The organism is Chryseobacterium ureilyticum (assembly GCF_900156735.1).
GTDB lineage: Bacteria > Bacteroidota > Bacteroidia > Flavobacteriales > Weeksellaceae > Chryseobacterium > Chryseobacterium ureilyticum.
The window spans coordinates 211,094-224,240 of the sequence record NZ_FTOL01000008.1 but is presented as its reverse complement, the minus strand read 5'-3'; the positions used below and the strand labels follow the sequence as shown (position 1 = coordinate 224,240).

Here is a 13,147-nt window from a genome sequence, read left to right as displayed (position 1 = left end):
TTATTATTTCAGGCTGTAATTTTTTTCAAAATCTTTGGTTAAAAGCTCGTATGTTACCCTAAACCAAATTACAATGCAAGGGACTGCTTTTAAAGAATATTTGATAATATAGTTCTCTTTTACAAATTTCGGGAATAAATCCGAGGTTGAAAAACATGTGAAGATAATCACGAAAACCAACAATCCGATAATGAAAGGTGTTCTTTTCTTTTGCAGGAAAAACCAGATCAGAACTCCTACAACAGCAATGATATACGTTGGAGATTCTGAACTTGAACTGAACAATACTAAAAATAATAGTGTTGATGCCAAAATCATCAATTGGAAAGCATAATGTTTGTACTGCTTAATTCTTACATAAGGCAAGGCGAACAATGGTAATCCAAATGCTAAAAACACAAGGTTGGAAATAGAAGCATCTCCTAAAATTCTTCTTACAAAGCCCATTAATGAAATATCCTGCATGTTTCCAAGCACCTGATTTTCATTATTTTTTTCTACGATAGACTGAAACCAATCTGAGTAACACTGAATAACAAATTTCGGACTTGAATACGCCATTGGAAGCGCAAAAAATACGGCAGCAATAACGATTCCTGAAAGAATGAATTTTGTTTTGTTTTTGATAAAGAAAAACTGTGTAAGACCTACAATTCCATAGATTTTAACAAATATTCCGATTAAGATTGCCGTTACTGACTTTACTTCTTTTCTTTCATAAATATATACGGCTGATAAGAGTAAAAGCCCTGTAAGTGCCACATTAAATTGCAAACTCAATGCTGCTGTGATGTATTCCTGAAGGCACAGCAATCCAAAAATGGCTTTCTTGGAATCTGAAAAAGGGAGTTTGTAAATTCCGTAAATAAAAATAAAGGTATTGGCAACATTCCAAAGGGAAATCCCTAACCAGTCAGGCATCATGGCAAATGGAGCAATCAATGCACTGAAAAATACTCCGTAATGATTTAAATCAAAATAGAGATCTGGATAATGGATAAACAGGTTTTTCTGATCGATGGTATTAAAGAATACGTTTTTAAAGATCAGATAATTATTGATCGCGTAATCTCCTCTCAGGTATTTGGAAATAGCGGTAACAACCGATATAATAAGATAAACCCCAAATATATATTTAGGGTTTAATAGTATTTTAAGAAATTTTTCTTTCAAGATTGTGGTATTAGCTTAAAAATTTAATCTTAAACAGCTACATTATTATCTCTCAAAGCATCATTCAGAGAAGTTTTCTTATCTGTAGATTCTTTTCTCTGCCCGATAATCAATGCACATGGAACCTGGTATTCTCCAGCTGGGTAATGTTTTGTATAGCTTCCCGGAATTACCACAGAACGTGCAGGAACTCTGCCTTTAATTTCGATAGGTTCAGAACCTGTTACATCAATAATTTTTGTAGAAGCAGTTAAAACAACATTCGCCCCTAATACAGCTTCTTTTTCTACGTGAACTCCTTCTACTACGATACATCTTGAACCGATGAAACAATCGTCTTCAATGATTACCGGAGCAGCCTGTAATGGCTCCAATACTCCACCGATCCCAACACCACCACTCAGGTGAACGTTTTTACCGATCTGTGCACAGCTTCCTACTGTAGCCCAAGTATCTACCATTGTTCCAGAATCTACGTAAGCACCGATGTTTACATAAGAAGGCATCAAAATAACACCTGAAGCTACGAAAGAACCTTCTCTTGCAATAGCATGAGGGACTACTCTAACTCCTTTTTCCGCATAATTTTTCTTTAAAGGAATCTTGTCATGAAATTCAAATGGACCTACCTCAATAGTTTCCATCTTCTGGATTGGGAAATACATTACTACTGCTTTCTTCACCCATTCATTTACCTGCCATCCGTTTTCTGTAGGTTCAGCTACACGAAGTTCTCCGGAATCTAATAAAGATACTACCTCTCTAATCGCTTTCTGGCTGTCTTCATTTTGTAATAGTTCTCTATTATCCCAAATGTTTTCAATAGTTTGTTGTAACGACATGTTTCTTATTTAAATTAGTTTGAAAAATTATACCCGCCAAAGATACAAAAAAGTTCAGCAAAAAGATTTTTAAGTTTATGCTTTTAATAAAGGCTTAGCATACGTCCAACCCTCTTTTTATAAGTCAGATAGACAGAACCATGTTGCTTCAGTAAATGCTCTTCTTCAAGACGGATCTGAATCTGCATCAGAATACTTCCGATTAATGAAAAAAAGAAAGCAATAATGGTAGGAAAAGTAAGGGAAAAACCTATCAAACTAACGGTCATACCCAGAAATATAGGATTTCTTGAAAATTGAAACAACCCCGAAGTGATCAAGCTGGTTTTCATTACATTATCTATTCCTATCCGCCATGAATTCTTCATTTGAATCTGGGCTATTACCACAAAAATAAAAGCCAGCATCATAAGAGTAATTCCAATATATTTCAAAGGATTACGATCTAATATATCGATTCTGAAAGCAATGGGAACGGTAGCAGGAAACAGCAATGGCAGCATTGTATAAATAAACAAAGCTGCTAAAATTATTTTAAAATAGCTTCCAATTAATGCATAAGCGGAACCATCTCTCGGCAACACGTTTGGGTTTTTACCAATCTTTTTAGCTACTGCCAGACTCACTCCAAGAAATGAAACAGTGAAGAAAAGTATAAAATAAATAGGAATAAAGAACCTGATGAAATCTGTCATGATGTAATTGTTTTTTTGACAAATTTCAGATATTTTGAAATGCAACGTTATTGCAATGTTCTTTCTCTTTATTAGGTTTTAGCAAAAACCAACAGTAGTTGTGTTTATTTTGTAAACAGGCAAAATCCCGTTTCTATTAAATGCATCAATTAATAAATATTAAATATTGATTATAAATAACATGTATATTTTATTTAAACTTTAGATTTAATACTTCCTTTTGCTTTTTTAAATTCTGTCAGACTCATTTTATGCTGTTTTTTAAAGAACTTATTCAGGTGACTTTCATCTGAAAATCCAAATTCTGTGACAATCTCATTGATCCTCATATCACTGAAAAGAAGCCGATGTTCAATAAGTCTCATTTTATAATTCAAGATGTAATGGGTAATCGTTTCACCAGACTGATTTTTGAAATAGCTTCCAAGGTAGGTTTCAGAAAGCCCGAATTTTTGAGAAATCACAGAAACTTTTAACAAAGCCGGATCATGGATATTTCCCTGAATGTAATTGATGATTTCCAGTATTCTTTTATCAGTATTGGAAGCAATATTCTCTGTTCTCATCTTTGAAATGTTTCGTGCAGCGATGACAATCAAAGCGTTCACATAATGCAGAGTTAGCTCTTCCTGATAAAGATCCGGATGATTGATACCGTGTAAAAGTGAATTTACAATAGAATCAACTAAAACAACATCAGGCTTATTCTGCAGTATACAACCGGAAAGATAAGATGCTCCATACAATAAACATCCTATGGAATTAATGCTGTTCCATTTATAATCTTTAATATACCGTTCACTGAACTTCACAAGCAAGAGCTCTGTCTTTTCTTTAATTTCCAAAAAATGCTGATCATTCGGTGTTAATAGAATAAGACTGCCTTTACCATAAGTAGCGAGATTATCATTTATCGTAAAAGATCCTTTTCCCGAAATAACATATACGATCTGAAAAAAGGATAACTGACTACCTTTTAACGGACATTTATCCGCCTGATGATATTCAACCTTTACCAATTGATCTATATTCTCTCTTTTCATAGGGTAAAAATACTTAATTATCATTAAAATATACTGATTTTTTACATTTTTTCTGTTCAAATTTGCTACATCAAAATTTTTAGAATCAATGAAAAGATCAATCTATGTACTGGCGTTGGGTGCGTTTGGTATTATTACTACTGAATTTGGAGTTGTGGGGATTCTTCCTACCATCAGTCGCCAATTCGGGGTATCTATCGATACTGCAGGATGGCTGTTGAGTGCTTTTGCAATAACAGTGGCTGTTTCTTCACCCTTTATTACGTCATTTACCTCCAAAATAAACCGTAAGTTACTGCTGTGTCTTGTGATGAGCATATTTGTACTTTCAAATCTTATATCTGCTTTTTCTACGAACTTCACTATGCTGATGATAGCCCGTATATTGCCAGCAATATTGCATCCGCTGTTCTGGAATATTTCCATTGCCATTGCATTTAAAGAAAAAGGAGCAAAAGGAGTATCTACTGTAATGCTGGGACTAAGTATTGCTACCGTTCTCGGTATTCCAATGACGACCTATGCGGCTGATTTTTTTCATGATTGGAAAGCATCCTTTTTTCTGAGCAGCGCCATCAGTTTAATTGCATTTATGGGATTATTGTTTTTCATTCCCTCTATCCCTGCAGAAAAAGAAAAATCTGAGCAAAGCCAGCTAACCATATTGAAAAACCCTCTTTTGTGGATTAACCTGATTTCTACCATTGGGACATTGGCTGCCATGTTCTCCAGCTATACGTATCTTACTGCTTATCTTGAAGAAATTACCAGAATGGATGGCGCTCAAATCAGTATTATGCTTCTTCTTTTCGGAGGCATGGGAACTCTTGGGAATTGGCTGATGGGAATTGCCTTAAATCGAAATGTAAAACTAACAACACGACTGTTTTTACTATTATTAATTACAGTACAAATTCTAGCTTACTTACTGGGAGGAGCTTTTATTCCTATGGTCATTATTGTATCTTTTTGGGGAATGATTCATACAGGTGGTTTTTTGGTATCAAATATCAGAACTACACAAAACATTCCTCATCATGCACTGGAGTTTGTAAACAGCTTGCTTACATCATCTTTTAATATTGGAATTTCATTAGGTGCATTTCTTGGCGGAATTGTAAGTTCCTATTATGGAGTACAGCATATTCTTTCTGTAAGTGTTTTGCTCCTTATCGCTACTTTTGTTCTGAGTTTCTTTTCTTTTCCAAAAAGTATTGCAGCTAATAAAGAAAATGACGATGAAAAAGAACTTGCAGTACCTGCTTGTGGGCACATTTAATCAATACATTATATAGCAATTATATTTTAAATGAAAACAATCCATCCCATAAAGATGGATTGCTTTGTTTGGCTATTATTAATTATGTTTTGGCTAAAGCCAATGGAATGTTTGATCTTTTTTGTCAACGGGCTAAAGCCCGTTGCTATTGAATACAATATTGAAGCGTTTTCAAATAGAGATAAAAATACGATTTTATGTATTGTGATTATCCATGAAAAGAATTTGAGTCATTAGCGTTTACATCAATAACGAATTCCATTGTTTTATCGATATGCTTTTCCTCGATAATACCTATTGCATACTTACTGTTATCGCCAAAGTTATATTTTTTAAGATATGCTTTATTGATTTCATCAGTGATTTGATTTAGATCATCAGGAACCAATGCTTCTATTTTATAAATAGTACTTCCACACTGGATTTGTCCTTCTGAGTTCTCCAAAAAGGTGTTATACCAGCTCTTTTCCGCAAGTCCCCATGATCGGGCAAAAATTCTGTTTTCTACAACTACCATCCAGATGTTCAGGAAGTGTGGTCTTTGTAGTCCAGCTTTTATTCCGATGAGGTTATTTTCTTTGATATAGTCTAATGCATTATTTATATTCATTCTGATAAGTTTTAGGTAAAACTAAAACAAGAAAAACTGAATGAAAACTTTTTTATACAGATGATCAGAAATAATATGCAGATGGATATTTTGTGAATGCGGATGATCTAAAGCATCATTTTACCAAGACTTTCCAGAAGGCAATCTTTATAACTCTTAGCAACCGTTATTTTTAAATCACCACATAAAAGCTGATTATCTTCAAAGGATTGAATATTGGTCAGGTTGATAATATACGAGTTGTGAACCCGCATAAATTCTTCAGGCAGGGTTTCAATCAAATCTTTGAGTGTTTTGTAGTAAATATATCTTTTCTGATCTGTGGTATGAACTTCCACATAATTTCCAAGCCCTTTGATGAAATTGATGTCTTTAAAGAAAATTTTCACCAATTTTTTGTCTGTTTTAATAAAAGCAAATGTTCTGTTCTCCATCAGACTTTAAATCATGGGTTGGTTATTGTTTATTTATAAAACTCTTTGAGCGTGAAGATAGGCTTTATTCCAGTATTTTTCGTTTAATGAGGAAATAATAACACCTTTGGATGTAGAGGCGTGGATAAATTTCACTTCTCCATCCGGACCGATATCATGTACAATTCCTACATGAGAAACTCTACTTCCTCCTGCCGTTGCAAAGAATAATAAGTCTCCTGGTTTTACTTCCCTGATATCAATATTTTTCCCGGCACCAGCCTGATCGGAAGATCTTCTGGGAAGGTCAAGTGAATTTTCTTCAAATACTTTTACTGTAAATCCGGAACAATCGAAACCTGATGAGGTGTTTCCTCCGAATTTATAAGGTGTGCCCAGGTATTTTTCTGCATCTTTTAAAATATCATTGATTGATCTTGAAACATTTCCATCAAATCTAGAATCAAGCTTTCTGAGGTTTTCAGATTTTGTCACCGTCTTACCTCCAGTTTTTTTGTTGGATGAAACCTTTTTTGACGTTCCGCAAGACACTACAAAAGCAGATGCAATCAGTAAAACAGACAGCCGCTTTATACTTATTTTATTTTTCAACAATCCCGATCTCATATTCCTCTGATTTTTACCTTATTAACGATTGATGCACAAATATACATTTTATATTTTAATTATAATAAAACTATACTACAACTATATGATAAATATATGTTAAAATTTTGATTTACATTATTTATTGCTATATTTGACTTCAATTTTGCAATATGGCAACATATGAAAGTATAATTAAGATCAAAGGGGCTGTAGGTGACCTTGTTTTTTATAATCTGAATGGAAAAAATGTTGTTCGGAAGAAAAGCGGGTTCAATAAAACAGCTTTTAAAAAGAATCCTTCCTATGAAAAAGTAAGGCAAAACAGTTCGGAATTCGGGCATTGTTCTAAAGTGGGGAAAATTATACGAGCTAGTCTTTCCACCTATATTAAAGAAGCTGGTGATCCTCTACTCTATCAGAAATTTGCAAAACTGATGACTGAGATAAAGGATTTGGATACTATTTCTGAACGGGGAAAACGAACAGTTGAAAGTGGGTTGCGAACTGAAAGCGGAAAAAAACTTCTCAGAGAATTTCAATTTGGAGTAATTAAAAATCTGGCAAATGATATTGAAGTTCAAGATCAGAGTCTTTGGATAAAAAACGCTAATATCGCAGATAATGCTGTTCTTTCTACGGTAAAACTGGATGGGGAGGGTTATAATGCCGAATGCGTTGAAGAGGAAATCATTTTGAATCAGGAATATACTCCTTTTGAAAAACAATTTACAAACGAAGATTTTCTATTGTATTTTGCGGTATTAAAGGATAATAAAAATGAAATTACCCACATGGGGTTTGTATAAATAAAAAAGTCTGCAATTCTGCAGACTTTTCTTTTTTTATTTCTTTGTACCTTTCCAGGTGCCATATTGAGCAGGTGTGGGAAGTGAATTGGACCAGCTTCCGTTTCCTTTTTTATCTGGATTCAATTTTCCTTTGAACTCTCCTTTTGAAGGTAATCCTACTGTTCCGTTAAGATCTCCTGTATTATTTAAGGTTCCGGAAATATTATAATTTTCATTACTAACTTCGGAATGCATTGTTCCTGACACTTTACCTGTATTGTCTACCACAAAGTTCCAGACTCCTTTATCAGCACCTTCATATGTTCCTGACCATGTTCCTATATAATCATAAATAGTTTCATCATCAGAGCTGCAACCGATAAATAAAAATCCTGTTAATAAAAGTAAAAAAAGTTTCTTCATAGTTTCAGTAGTTTTATAACCAAAAATCCTGTTATCTCCTGTTACAGAGAAAGAGTTTAATAATGTATTTATTTTTTGTTCCGTGCAAATCTACTAATTTTTTAATTCAAATTATCTGAATTTTAATCAGTCGTCAATATATTTATTAAAAACAAACATATTCCGACTAAAATACAAATATTTCCCAAACAAATTCATGAATTTAAAAGCAGTCATAAAACATTAAAAGGTTTAATGTAAAATTTTCGTTATTTAATTCAATTTACAATATTAATAAACTGAATTAAGTATATTTAACACTGATATTTTCCGCTATCAACAATATTTCTTACCTTAGTGAAAAATTAATCGTATTCAAAATTTCACCATGAAAACAAAGACTTTTTTGTTATCAGCGCTTACTTTTTGTAGTTGTGTAAGCGCACAAGTGGGGATTAACACCACCACTCCTACTAAAACCTTAGATGTAAATGGCTCTGTAAGAGTAAGAGACTTATCAAACCCTGATAAAATGATTGTTGTAGCAGATACACAAGGGGAACTCTCATTAATCTCACCTTCTGAAGTTTTATCTCCAAAAGCAATATTAAACAATTCTTTATCTGCTGCCGAGCAAAGAGCTGTAATATATGAAGGTAAATGTTTCCAGCCTGGCGATAATTCTTCTTCTTGCACGGTTTCTCTGAATCATTATACTTCATGTACAAACTTCGAAACTCCTATCCATACACAAATTGTAATAGGACAGGAAATTCTTTCAGGGAATGGTAATTTCTCCGGTACATGGAGAGCTAATTATATTGATAATAAAGGATATACGAATACAACCCCTATTCTTAATCAGGTTGCACCTAGCTATCCTATCATTCATCATCCAAGCCCTAATTTAGCACGTTACCAGGGAAGTGGAGACTTTGCAGGACAATGTACCACTGATCTTGTAACTACCATTACTCCAGCCACAGGTAATGTAAAGATAGAATCTGTAAAACGCAGTATGTATTCGCACTTAGTGTATCTACTTTCAGTTGCACGATCAAGAAGTTTATAATAAAAACTTATAAAAAATAGCCATGCAATATACATGGCTATTTTTATTGAAAACTTTTTTTACTTTTTCTTACCGATATTCAAACTTACCAACCAGAATTGTTGCTCCGCTAACCCTTTCATTGGATCTGAACCATAATTGAAACTACCTCCTATGGAAATATTTACAGGCTCATTAACAATAAAAATATCAGCTCCTGCTTTGAAAAGATCTGTATAATCTTCTTTATATTCTGAAGTATTTACAGCATCTACCCTCCCTGTATAATCTAAACTCAGACGGATAAAAGGTTTACCGGACTCATTCATAAATTGGTACTGTGCTCCCAGTACATAAAGGGGTCTTATAATAAAGCCCTTCGCATCTTTATCTTTTGCATTGAAAATCCCCTGAATTTGTGTACCTCCATAAAGCGTCAACATCAATTCTCTTTTTCCTTTATTGAATCTTGTTTCAGTATTCAAATTCAGTCCTTTTTCTCCTCTTTTATACCAACTGAAAAGTACCGTTGATGCTAATGAATTTTTTGTTCCTACAGCATCATAAACATATCTTCCATCAGCATTGATATATAAAGCACTGCTTGCATTTGGTGTTAGCTTTTCTACCAACCCATACCCTACCTGAAGATTATCCTGTTTTTTCTCAGTTAAAGTATTTTTATGATATTCTAACATAATCTTTGAGATTCCTGTTTCTGAAGAGTCCCATTTATAGCCTACTCCCAGATTGATCAACCATGATGATGGTGCATTTTTAGGAAACGTAAGCATAAACTGAGCTGGTTTCTCTTTCTTTTCAGCTGTTTCCATTGATTCACTGATTAGGATATGCTTCCAAAATGCAGATTCACTTGTTTTTTTCTCTTCTGGTTCTTCCTGTGCCTGTAATGAATTGCAAAGCATCAGTACAAATATTGTAAGGGGTAACTTTTTCATTTCACATTGACTTTAGTAGGTGAAACATCACTGACTTTTCTTACAAGCTCAACGCAGTTTTTTACTTTCACACATGCTCTTACTTCTTTCCGCAACAGTTTACGGGCAGATGGATTTTGACTTTTTGCAATTTTGTTAAAGGAGGCGGTAAGATCATTATAATTCTCAGGATCACTAAAGCCATAAGTAGACATATTAATGTTATCATCAATTGTCAATGGATCTGTATCTCTATCTCCATATACCAACAGAATAGCTCTTTTTACCTGATAAGCAATGGTTGCTGTACTATTCTGATAATCGGAAACCTCAACCAGAAATTTACTCAGTTTCATATTCTTGACCTTTATGGCTGGATTGGTCTTTTCAAATTTCTTGACCGCTTTCATGAGATTATCAAATGACTGCGGATGTACTTTGATGAATTGATTTTTTCTGCTCATGATTTTTGTTTTTATGGTTAATGAAATAACAAAATTTACTCTGCGAATAAGGAAATACAATCCTGATCAATATCCAAATGAGTTGATACAACTAAAAAAGTACGAAACCATTTTAGTCGTTTATTTCCGTGACTATAATATTGATATGAAAAAGATGGGGTAATATAACAAGGTGTAAGACTATATCGTACACTCTGTATTTATCTGGTGTTGACATAATTCGGTTACTAGTTTTGGACGCCTACTCTATTCAATACGGTTTTCGGCATTCCCGATGTAGAAAAAATTGAAGTTAATTCTATCTAATAAATCTACGATTTTTTTCTATGTTGATAGGAAAGTTTTAATAATTATTTCTAAAATAAAACTGCCCCGATAACGGGACAGTTTTTATATTAATCTCTATCGTATCTTACTAAAGTATCTCTATGAAATTCACCTATTTGCAAAATTTCTTGAGAAAACCAAATACATTCTAAATATTCGGGACCTCTCATTCCGATGTCATTGATTGTCATTATGGTTCTTGCATCTGATTTTAAGTAGACCGTATCTCCTATTTTTAATTCCATTCGTATTGAGTTTAAAAGTTAATATCAAATATAGGAAAATTGAGATATATTTTATGATCAATTGTATATAAAACTACTTAAAATAAAATTTAAACAAAACATTTGCATATATCATATAAATACTTACTTTTGTACCGCTTCACACGGGGGATTGGCGCAGTTGGCTAGCGCGTTTGACTGGCAGTCAAAAGGTCACGGGTTCGAATCCCGTATTCTCCACCACTGCAAACCACGCCCCAATAAAGAGTTTGCTATATATTTCAATTCTTGTAATTGTATTAATCGTGTACCAAATAATTAATACAATATATGTTCAAAAATCAAATGCCGAACGGATGCAGTTATTCTGATCTGTTCATTTACACGAATCCGGAAAACATTTCAACTAAGAAAGTTCTTTCTGAAAAAGACATTTTAGCAAAAAAATTACCATTCAAGAAGCAATGGCTAAAGATCACCTTAACGGAACTTCTTACACCCTTCCAAAATAAAACCCCTGAATTAACAAGGGTTTGTTTTATTATTTACAAATGGGATTAGGTAATGTCAAAATCTGCCGCCTTTTTCTTTTAAATTATATATTTCTTCTTTTCTAATTCATAGGGCTGGCAAATAAATAATTCTCCCCATTATTTCCAACATTAGCTCCTGGAGGAGTTCCTGTGCTATCAATAGCTCTAAACCATGAATATATTGTAGTGGGTGTATTAACCTGTATGGGAATAACTCCCGTTAAAAAGGAATATCCAGTTCCGCTTGCTGCACTTGGAGACAACCACCCCGCTACCAGATTACTGGCTAAAAAAGAAAAAGTTGTATTAGCTAAAACAGTATTACTGCTACTCAGCGTAATACGAACCCATGAGTTGTTAGCAGCGTTGGCAGCACTTGAGCTATACAATAATTGCCCTATATAAACCAACCATCTTCCTGCAGGTAGGGTTAAACTTGATCCAATGAGCGTATTTGCAGCCACTGGTTTTACTGTAGTATTCATAGTTCCAAGTACTGTTGCTATAGTACTTGAGCTAGTGACCCATGTTGCTCTACCAGTATTATCGCTCGCTAAAACCTTATTAATTCCTTCATTTCCATCCTGAAGCTGAAATGCTGTATAGGGCGCAGTACCTACTGTGTGCAGTTTTACATTTGGTGTAGTAGTGCCTATTCCTACATTTCCTGATGATTTGACCGTTAATCTTGGAGCATAATCTGTAGCATTTCGGGTATAAAACTGCAACCCAGCATAATTATTATTGATATCTCTGTCTATTCCTCTTATCGCAGCCCCTGATGGCGAGGTTGCGGTAAGACCTGGAATAAAATCTAATGTAGCAAACTGTGTTGCCCATTGTTGATCATTATACATCGTAATATTCCGGATTTCTGGGTTTCCACAAGGAATCCCACAATTCCTTGCCCCTGCCGCAATAACATCTATTGATGCCTCATTTGTCACTGGAAGAACATTCAACGTTACTGCAGGAGTAGATGTACCAATTCCTATCCGATGATTTGCTGCATCTGCTGATAGTGTAGTTCCATCTACCGAAAAAGCATTTACCGAAGTTCCTGTAAATGCTAAGGTATTAGTACCTTGAGTTACAACTCTGTTTCCTGTTAGAGCTCCATCAGCTGTATAAATATTATTAGTTACAGAACTTGTATTAGAGGGATTATGAAGTTTTACCCAAACAGACCCATTATAATAATAGTAACCTACTGTATCTATATTTACAGCTGCTCCACCTTGTGTACCTGTTGCAATATTGTTAACATACACCAGAGTAGAAACGGCAGTTCCAGTCATCACCTGAGCTCTTTGCCTATCTATTCTGGGAACCAATAATCCATCAGGAGAAGTAGAATTCCCAGTAGCATTCTTGGCAACAACATCTAAAGTTGTTTGTGGTGTGGGTGTATTGATCCCTATTTGTCCATAAACAATATAACCGGCTGATAAAAAAATTGCAGAACAACAAATTTTAAAAGGTTTCATAATATATATTTTAAATGATTTTCATTAAAGCAGAAATCTTTACTAGTTATATAGTAAAGTATCATAAAAGGGAGGGTACAATCATTTAAAAGTTATTAAAACAGATATATAAATTATTTCATTGGTAAGTGATATGTAAAATAATTTATTGGAAACCCTTTATTCATGACACTTACAAACAAAAACACCTCTCAAAAAGATAGGCATGCACAGACTTATTAGTTCATAAATAAACCACAAACGAGACGAAAATAAAAAAAACTTCATAA

Annotated in this window: 16 protein-coding genes and 1 tRNA gene; 5 read left to right on the top strand and 12 right to left on the bottom strand. The window is 34.0% G+C overall.

Going from position 1 to position 13,147, the window contains the following annotated elements:
* Positions 1-3 precede the first annotated feature (3 nt).
* From BW983_RS19485 to BW983_RS19470, 4 genes are all read right to left on the bottom strand, one after another.
* On the bottom strand, positions 4-1,173 hold the full coding sequence (locus BW983_RS19485) for a glycosyltransferase family 87 protein (RefSeq protein ID WP_076553466.1): 1,170 nt from the start codon (positions 1,171-1,173) through the stop codon (positions 4-6).
* A gap of 29 nt (positions 1,174-1,202) precedes the next feature.
* Positions 1,203-2,015, bottom strand: coding sequence for a 2,3,4,5-tetrahydropyridine-2,6-dicarboxylate N-succinyltransferase (locus BW983_RS19480; protein WP_076553465.1), 813 nt, complete (start codon positions 2,013-2,015; stop codon positions 1,203-1,205).
* A gap of 83 nt (positions 2,016-2,098) precedes the next feature.
* Positions 2,099-2,710 carry a methyltransferase family protein gene (locus tag BW983_RS19475; protein WP_076553464.1) on the bottom strand — a complete coding sequence of 204 codons (612 nt, stop codon included), beginning with the start codon at positions 2,708-2,710 and terminating at the stop codon, positions 2,099-2,101.
* 194 nt (positions 2,711-2,904) lie between these two features.
* Complete coding sequence (locus BW983_RS19470) at positions 2,905-3,753, bottom strand: AraC family transcriptional regulator (protein ID WP_076553500.1); 849 nt, start codon at positions 3,751-3,753, stop codon at positions 2,905-2,907.
* Positions 3,754-3,841: 88 nt separating this feature from the next.
* Here BW983_RS19470 and BW983_RS19465 point away from each other — a divergent pair, with 88 nt between their 5' ends.
* Positions 3,842-5,032, top strand: a complete 1,191-nt coding sequence (locus tag BW983_RS19465) for an MFS transporter (RefSeq protein WP_076553463.1) — start codon at positions 3,842-3,844, stop codon at positions 5,030-5,032.
* A 208-nt stretch (positions 5,033-5,240) separates the two neighbouring features.
* On the opposite strand, the gene BW983_RS19460 is transcribed toward BW983_RS19465, so the two are convergent.
* The 3 genes from BW983_RS19460 to BW983_RS19450 all read right to left on the bottom strand — a co-directional run bounded on the left by BW983_RS19460 (position 5,241) and on the right by BW983_RS19450 (position 6,682).
* On the bottom strand, positions 5,241-5,642 hold the full coding sequence (locus BW983_RS19460) for a DUF2255 family protein (RefSeq protein WP_076553462.1): 402 nt from the start codon (positions 5,640-5,642) through the stop codon (positions 5,241-5,243).
* Positions 5,643-5,749: 107 nt separating this feature from the next.
* Entirely contained in the window at positions 5,750-6,076 is a 327-nt protein-coding gene (locus BW983_RS19455; protein ID WP_076553461.1) for a LytR/AlgR family response regulator transcription factor, read from the bottom strand.
* A gap of 33 nt (positions 6,077-6,109) precedes the next feature.
* Complete coding sequence (locus tag BW983_RS19450) at positions 6,110-6,682, bottom strand: C40 family peptidase (protein WP_139329320.1); 573 nt, start codon at positions 6,680-6,682, stop codon at positions 6,110-6,112.
* Between the two features lie 152 nt (positions 6,683-6,834).
* Here BW983_RS19450 and BW983_RS19445 point away from each other — a divergent pair, with 152 nt between their 5' ends.
* The gene (locus tag BW983_RS19445; protein ID WP_076553460.1) at positions 6,835-7,470 is read left to right on the top strand and encodes a hypothetical protein; all 636 of its coding nucleotides are present in this window, start codon (positions 6,835-6,837) and stop codon (positions 7,468-7,470) included.
* A 36-nt stretch (positions 7,471-7,506) separates the two neighbouring features.
* On the opposite strand, the gene BW983_RS19440 is transcribed toward BW983_RS19445, so the two are convergent.
* Complete coding sequence (locus tag BW983_RS19440; RefSeq protein ID WP_076553459.1) at positions 7,507-7,875, bottom strand: hypothetical protein; 369 nt, start codon at positions 7,873-7,875, stop codon at positions 7,507-7,509.
* A 367-nt stretch (positions 7,876-8,242) separates the two neighbouring features.
* Between BW983_RS19440 and BW983_RS19435 the strand changes: the two genes are divergently transcribed.
* Complete coding sequence (locus BW983_RS19435; protein ID WP_139329319.1) at positions 8,243-8,926, top strand: hypothetical protein; 684 nt, start codon at positions 8,243-8,245, stop codon at positions 8,924-8,926.
* A gap of 59 nt (positions 8,927-8,985) precedes the next feature.
* Here the strand turns inward: BW983_RS19435 and BW983_RS19430 are convergent, their stop codons facing one another.
* From BW983_RS19430 to BW983_RS23895, 3 genes are all read right to left on the bottom strand, one after another.
* On the bottom strand, positions 8,986-9,864 hold the full coding sequence (locus BW983_RS19430) for a hypothetical protein (RefSeq protein WP_139329318.1): 879 nt from the start codon (positions 9,862-9,864) through the stop codon (positions 8,986-8,988).
* Positions 9,861-10,307: a hypothetical protein gene (locus BW983_RS19425; protein ID WP_076553456.1), complete on the bottom strand. Its 447-nt coding sequence runs from the start codon at positions 10,305-10,307 to the stop codon at positions 9,861-9,863. The genes BW983_RS19430 and BW983_RS19425 overlap by 4 nt, the downstream gene beginning before the upstream one ends.
* Positions 10,308-10,702: 395 nt before the next feature.
* Positions 10,703-10,879 carry a YodC family protein gene (locus BW983_RS23895; protein WP_139329317.1) on the bottom strand — a complete coding sequence of 59 codons (177 nt, stop codon included), beginning with the start codon at positions 10,877-10,879 and terminating at the stop codon, positions 10,703-10,705.
* 145 nt (positions 10,880-11,024) lie between these two features.
* On the opposite strand from BW983_RS23895, the gene BW983_RS19420 reads away from it, so the two are divergent.
* Both BW983_RS19420 and BW983_RS19415 read left to right on the top strand, forming a co-directional pair.
* Positions 11,025-11,101, top strand: a tRNA-Ala gene (locus BW983_RS19420).
* A gap of 87 nt (positions 11,102-11,188) precedes the next feature.
* The gene (locus tag BW983_RS19415) at positions 11,189-11,419 is read left to right on the top strand and encodes a hypothetical protein (protein WP_076553455.1); all 231 of its coding nucleotides are present in this window, start codon (positions 11,189-11,191) and stop codon (positions 11,417-11,419) included.
* A gap of 52 nt (positions 11,420-11,471) precedes the next feature.
* Here BW983_RS19415 and BW983_RS19410 read toward each other — a convergent pair whose 3' ends face one another.
* Positions 11,472-12,878: a hypothetical protein gene (locus tag BW983_RS19410; RefSeq protein WP_076553454.1), complete on the bottom strand. Its 1,407-nt coding sequence runs from the start codon at positions 12,876-12,878 to the stop codon at positions 11,472-11,474.
* Between the last annotated feature and the right edge of the window lie 269 nt (positions 12,879-13,147).

What these genes read in the sequence shown, in the direction of transcription:
- BW983_RS19415 (WP_076553455.1), top strand. Translation starts at nt 11,189, where the DNA reads ATGTTCAAAAATCAAATGCCGAACGGATGCAGTTATTCTGATCTGTTC.
- BW983_RS19440 (WP_076553459.1), bottom strand. Translation starts at nt 7,875, where the DNA reads ATGAAGAAACTTTTTTTACTTTTATTAACAGGATTTTTATTTATCGGT.
- BW983_RS19410 (WP_076553454.1), bottom strand. Translation starts at nt 12,878, where the DNA reads ATGAAACCTTTTAAAATTTGTTGTTCTGCAATTTTTTTATCAGCCGGT.
- BW983_RS19460 (WP_076553462.1), bottom strand. Translation starts at nt 5,642, where the DNA reads ATGAATATAAATAATGCATTAGACTATATCAAAGAAAATAACCTCATC.
- BW983_RS19450 (WP_139329320.1), bottom strand. Translation starts at nt 6,682, where the DNA reads ATGAGATCGGGATTGTTGAAAAATAAAATAAGTATAAAGCGGCTGTCT.
- BW983_RS19465 (WP_076553463.1), top strand. Translation starts at nt 3,842, where the DNA reads ATGAAAAGATCAATCTATGTACTGGCGTTGGGTGCGTTTGGTATTATT.
- BW983_RS19480 (WP_076553465.1), bottom strand. Translation starts at nt 2,015, where the DNA reads ATGTCGTTACAACAAACTATTGAAAACATTTGGGATAATAGAGAACTA.
- BW983_RS19430 (WP_139329318.1), bottom strand. Translation starts at nt 9,864, where the DNA reads ATGAAAAAGTTACCCCTTACAATATTTGTACTGATGCTTTGCAATTCA.
- BW983_RS19435 (WP_139329319.1), top strand. Translation starts at nt 8,243, where the DNA reads ATGAAAACAAAGACTTTTTTGTTATCAGCGCTTACTTTTTGTAGTTGT.
- BW983_RS19455 (WP_076553461.1), bottom strand. Translation starts at nt 6,076, where the DNA reads ATGGAGAACAGAACATTTGCTTTTATTAAAACAGACAAAAAATTGGTG.
- BW983_RS23895 (WP_139329317.1), bottom strand. Translation starts at nt 10,879, where the DNA reads ATGGAATTAAAAATAGGAGATACGGTCTACTTAAAATCAGATGCAAGA.
- BW983_RS19475 (WP_076553464.1), bottom strand. Translation starts at nt 2,710, where the DNA reads ATGACAGATTTCATCAGGTTCTTTATTCCTATTTATTTTATACTTTTC.
- BW983_RS19445 (WP_076553460.1), top strand. Translation starts at nt 6,835, where the DNA reads ATGGCAACATATGAAAGTATAATTAAGATCAAAGGGGCTGTAGGTGAC.
- BW983_RS19425 (WP_076553456.1), bottom strand. Translation starts at nt 10,307, where the DNA reads ATGAGCAGAAAAAATCAATTCATCAAAGTACATCCGCAGTCATTTGAT.
- BW983_RS19470 (WP_076553500.1), bottom strand. Translation starts at nt 3,753, where the DNA reads ATGAAAAGAGAGAATATAGATCAATTGGTAAAGGTTGAATATCATCAG.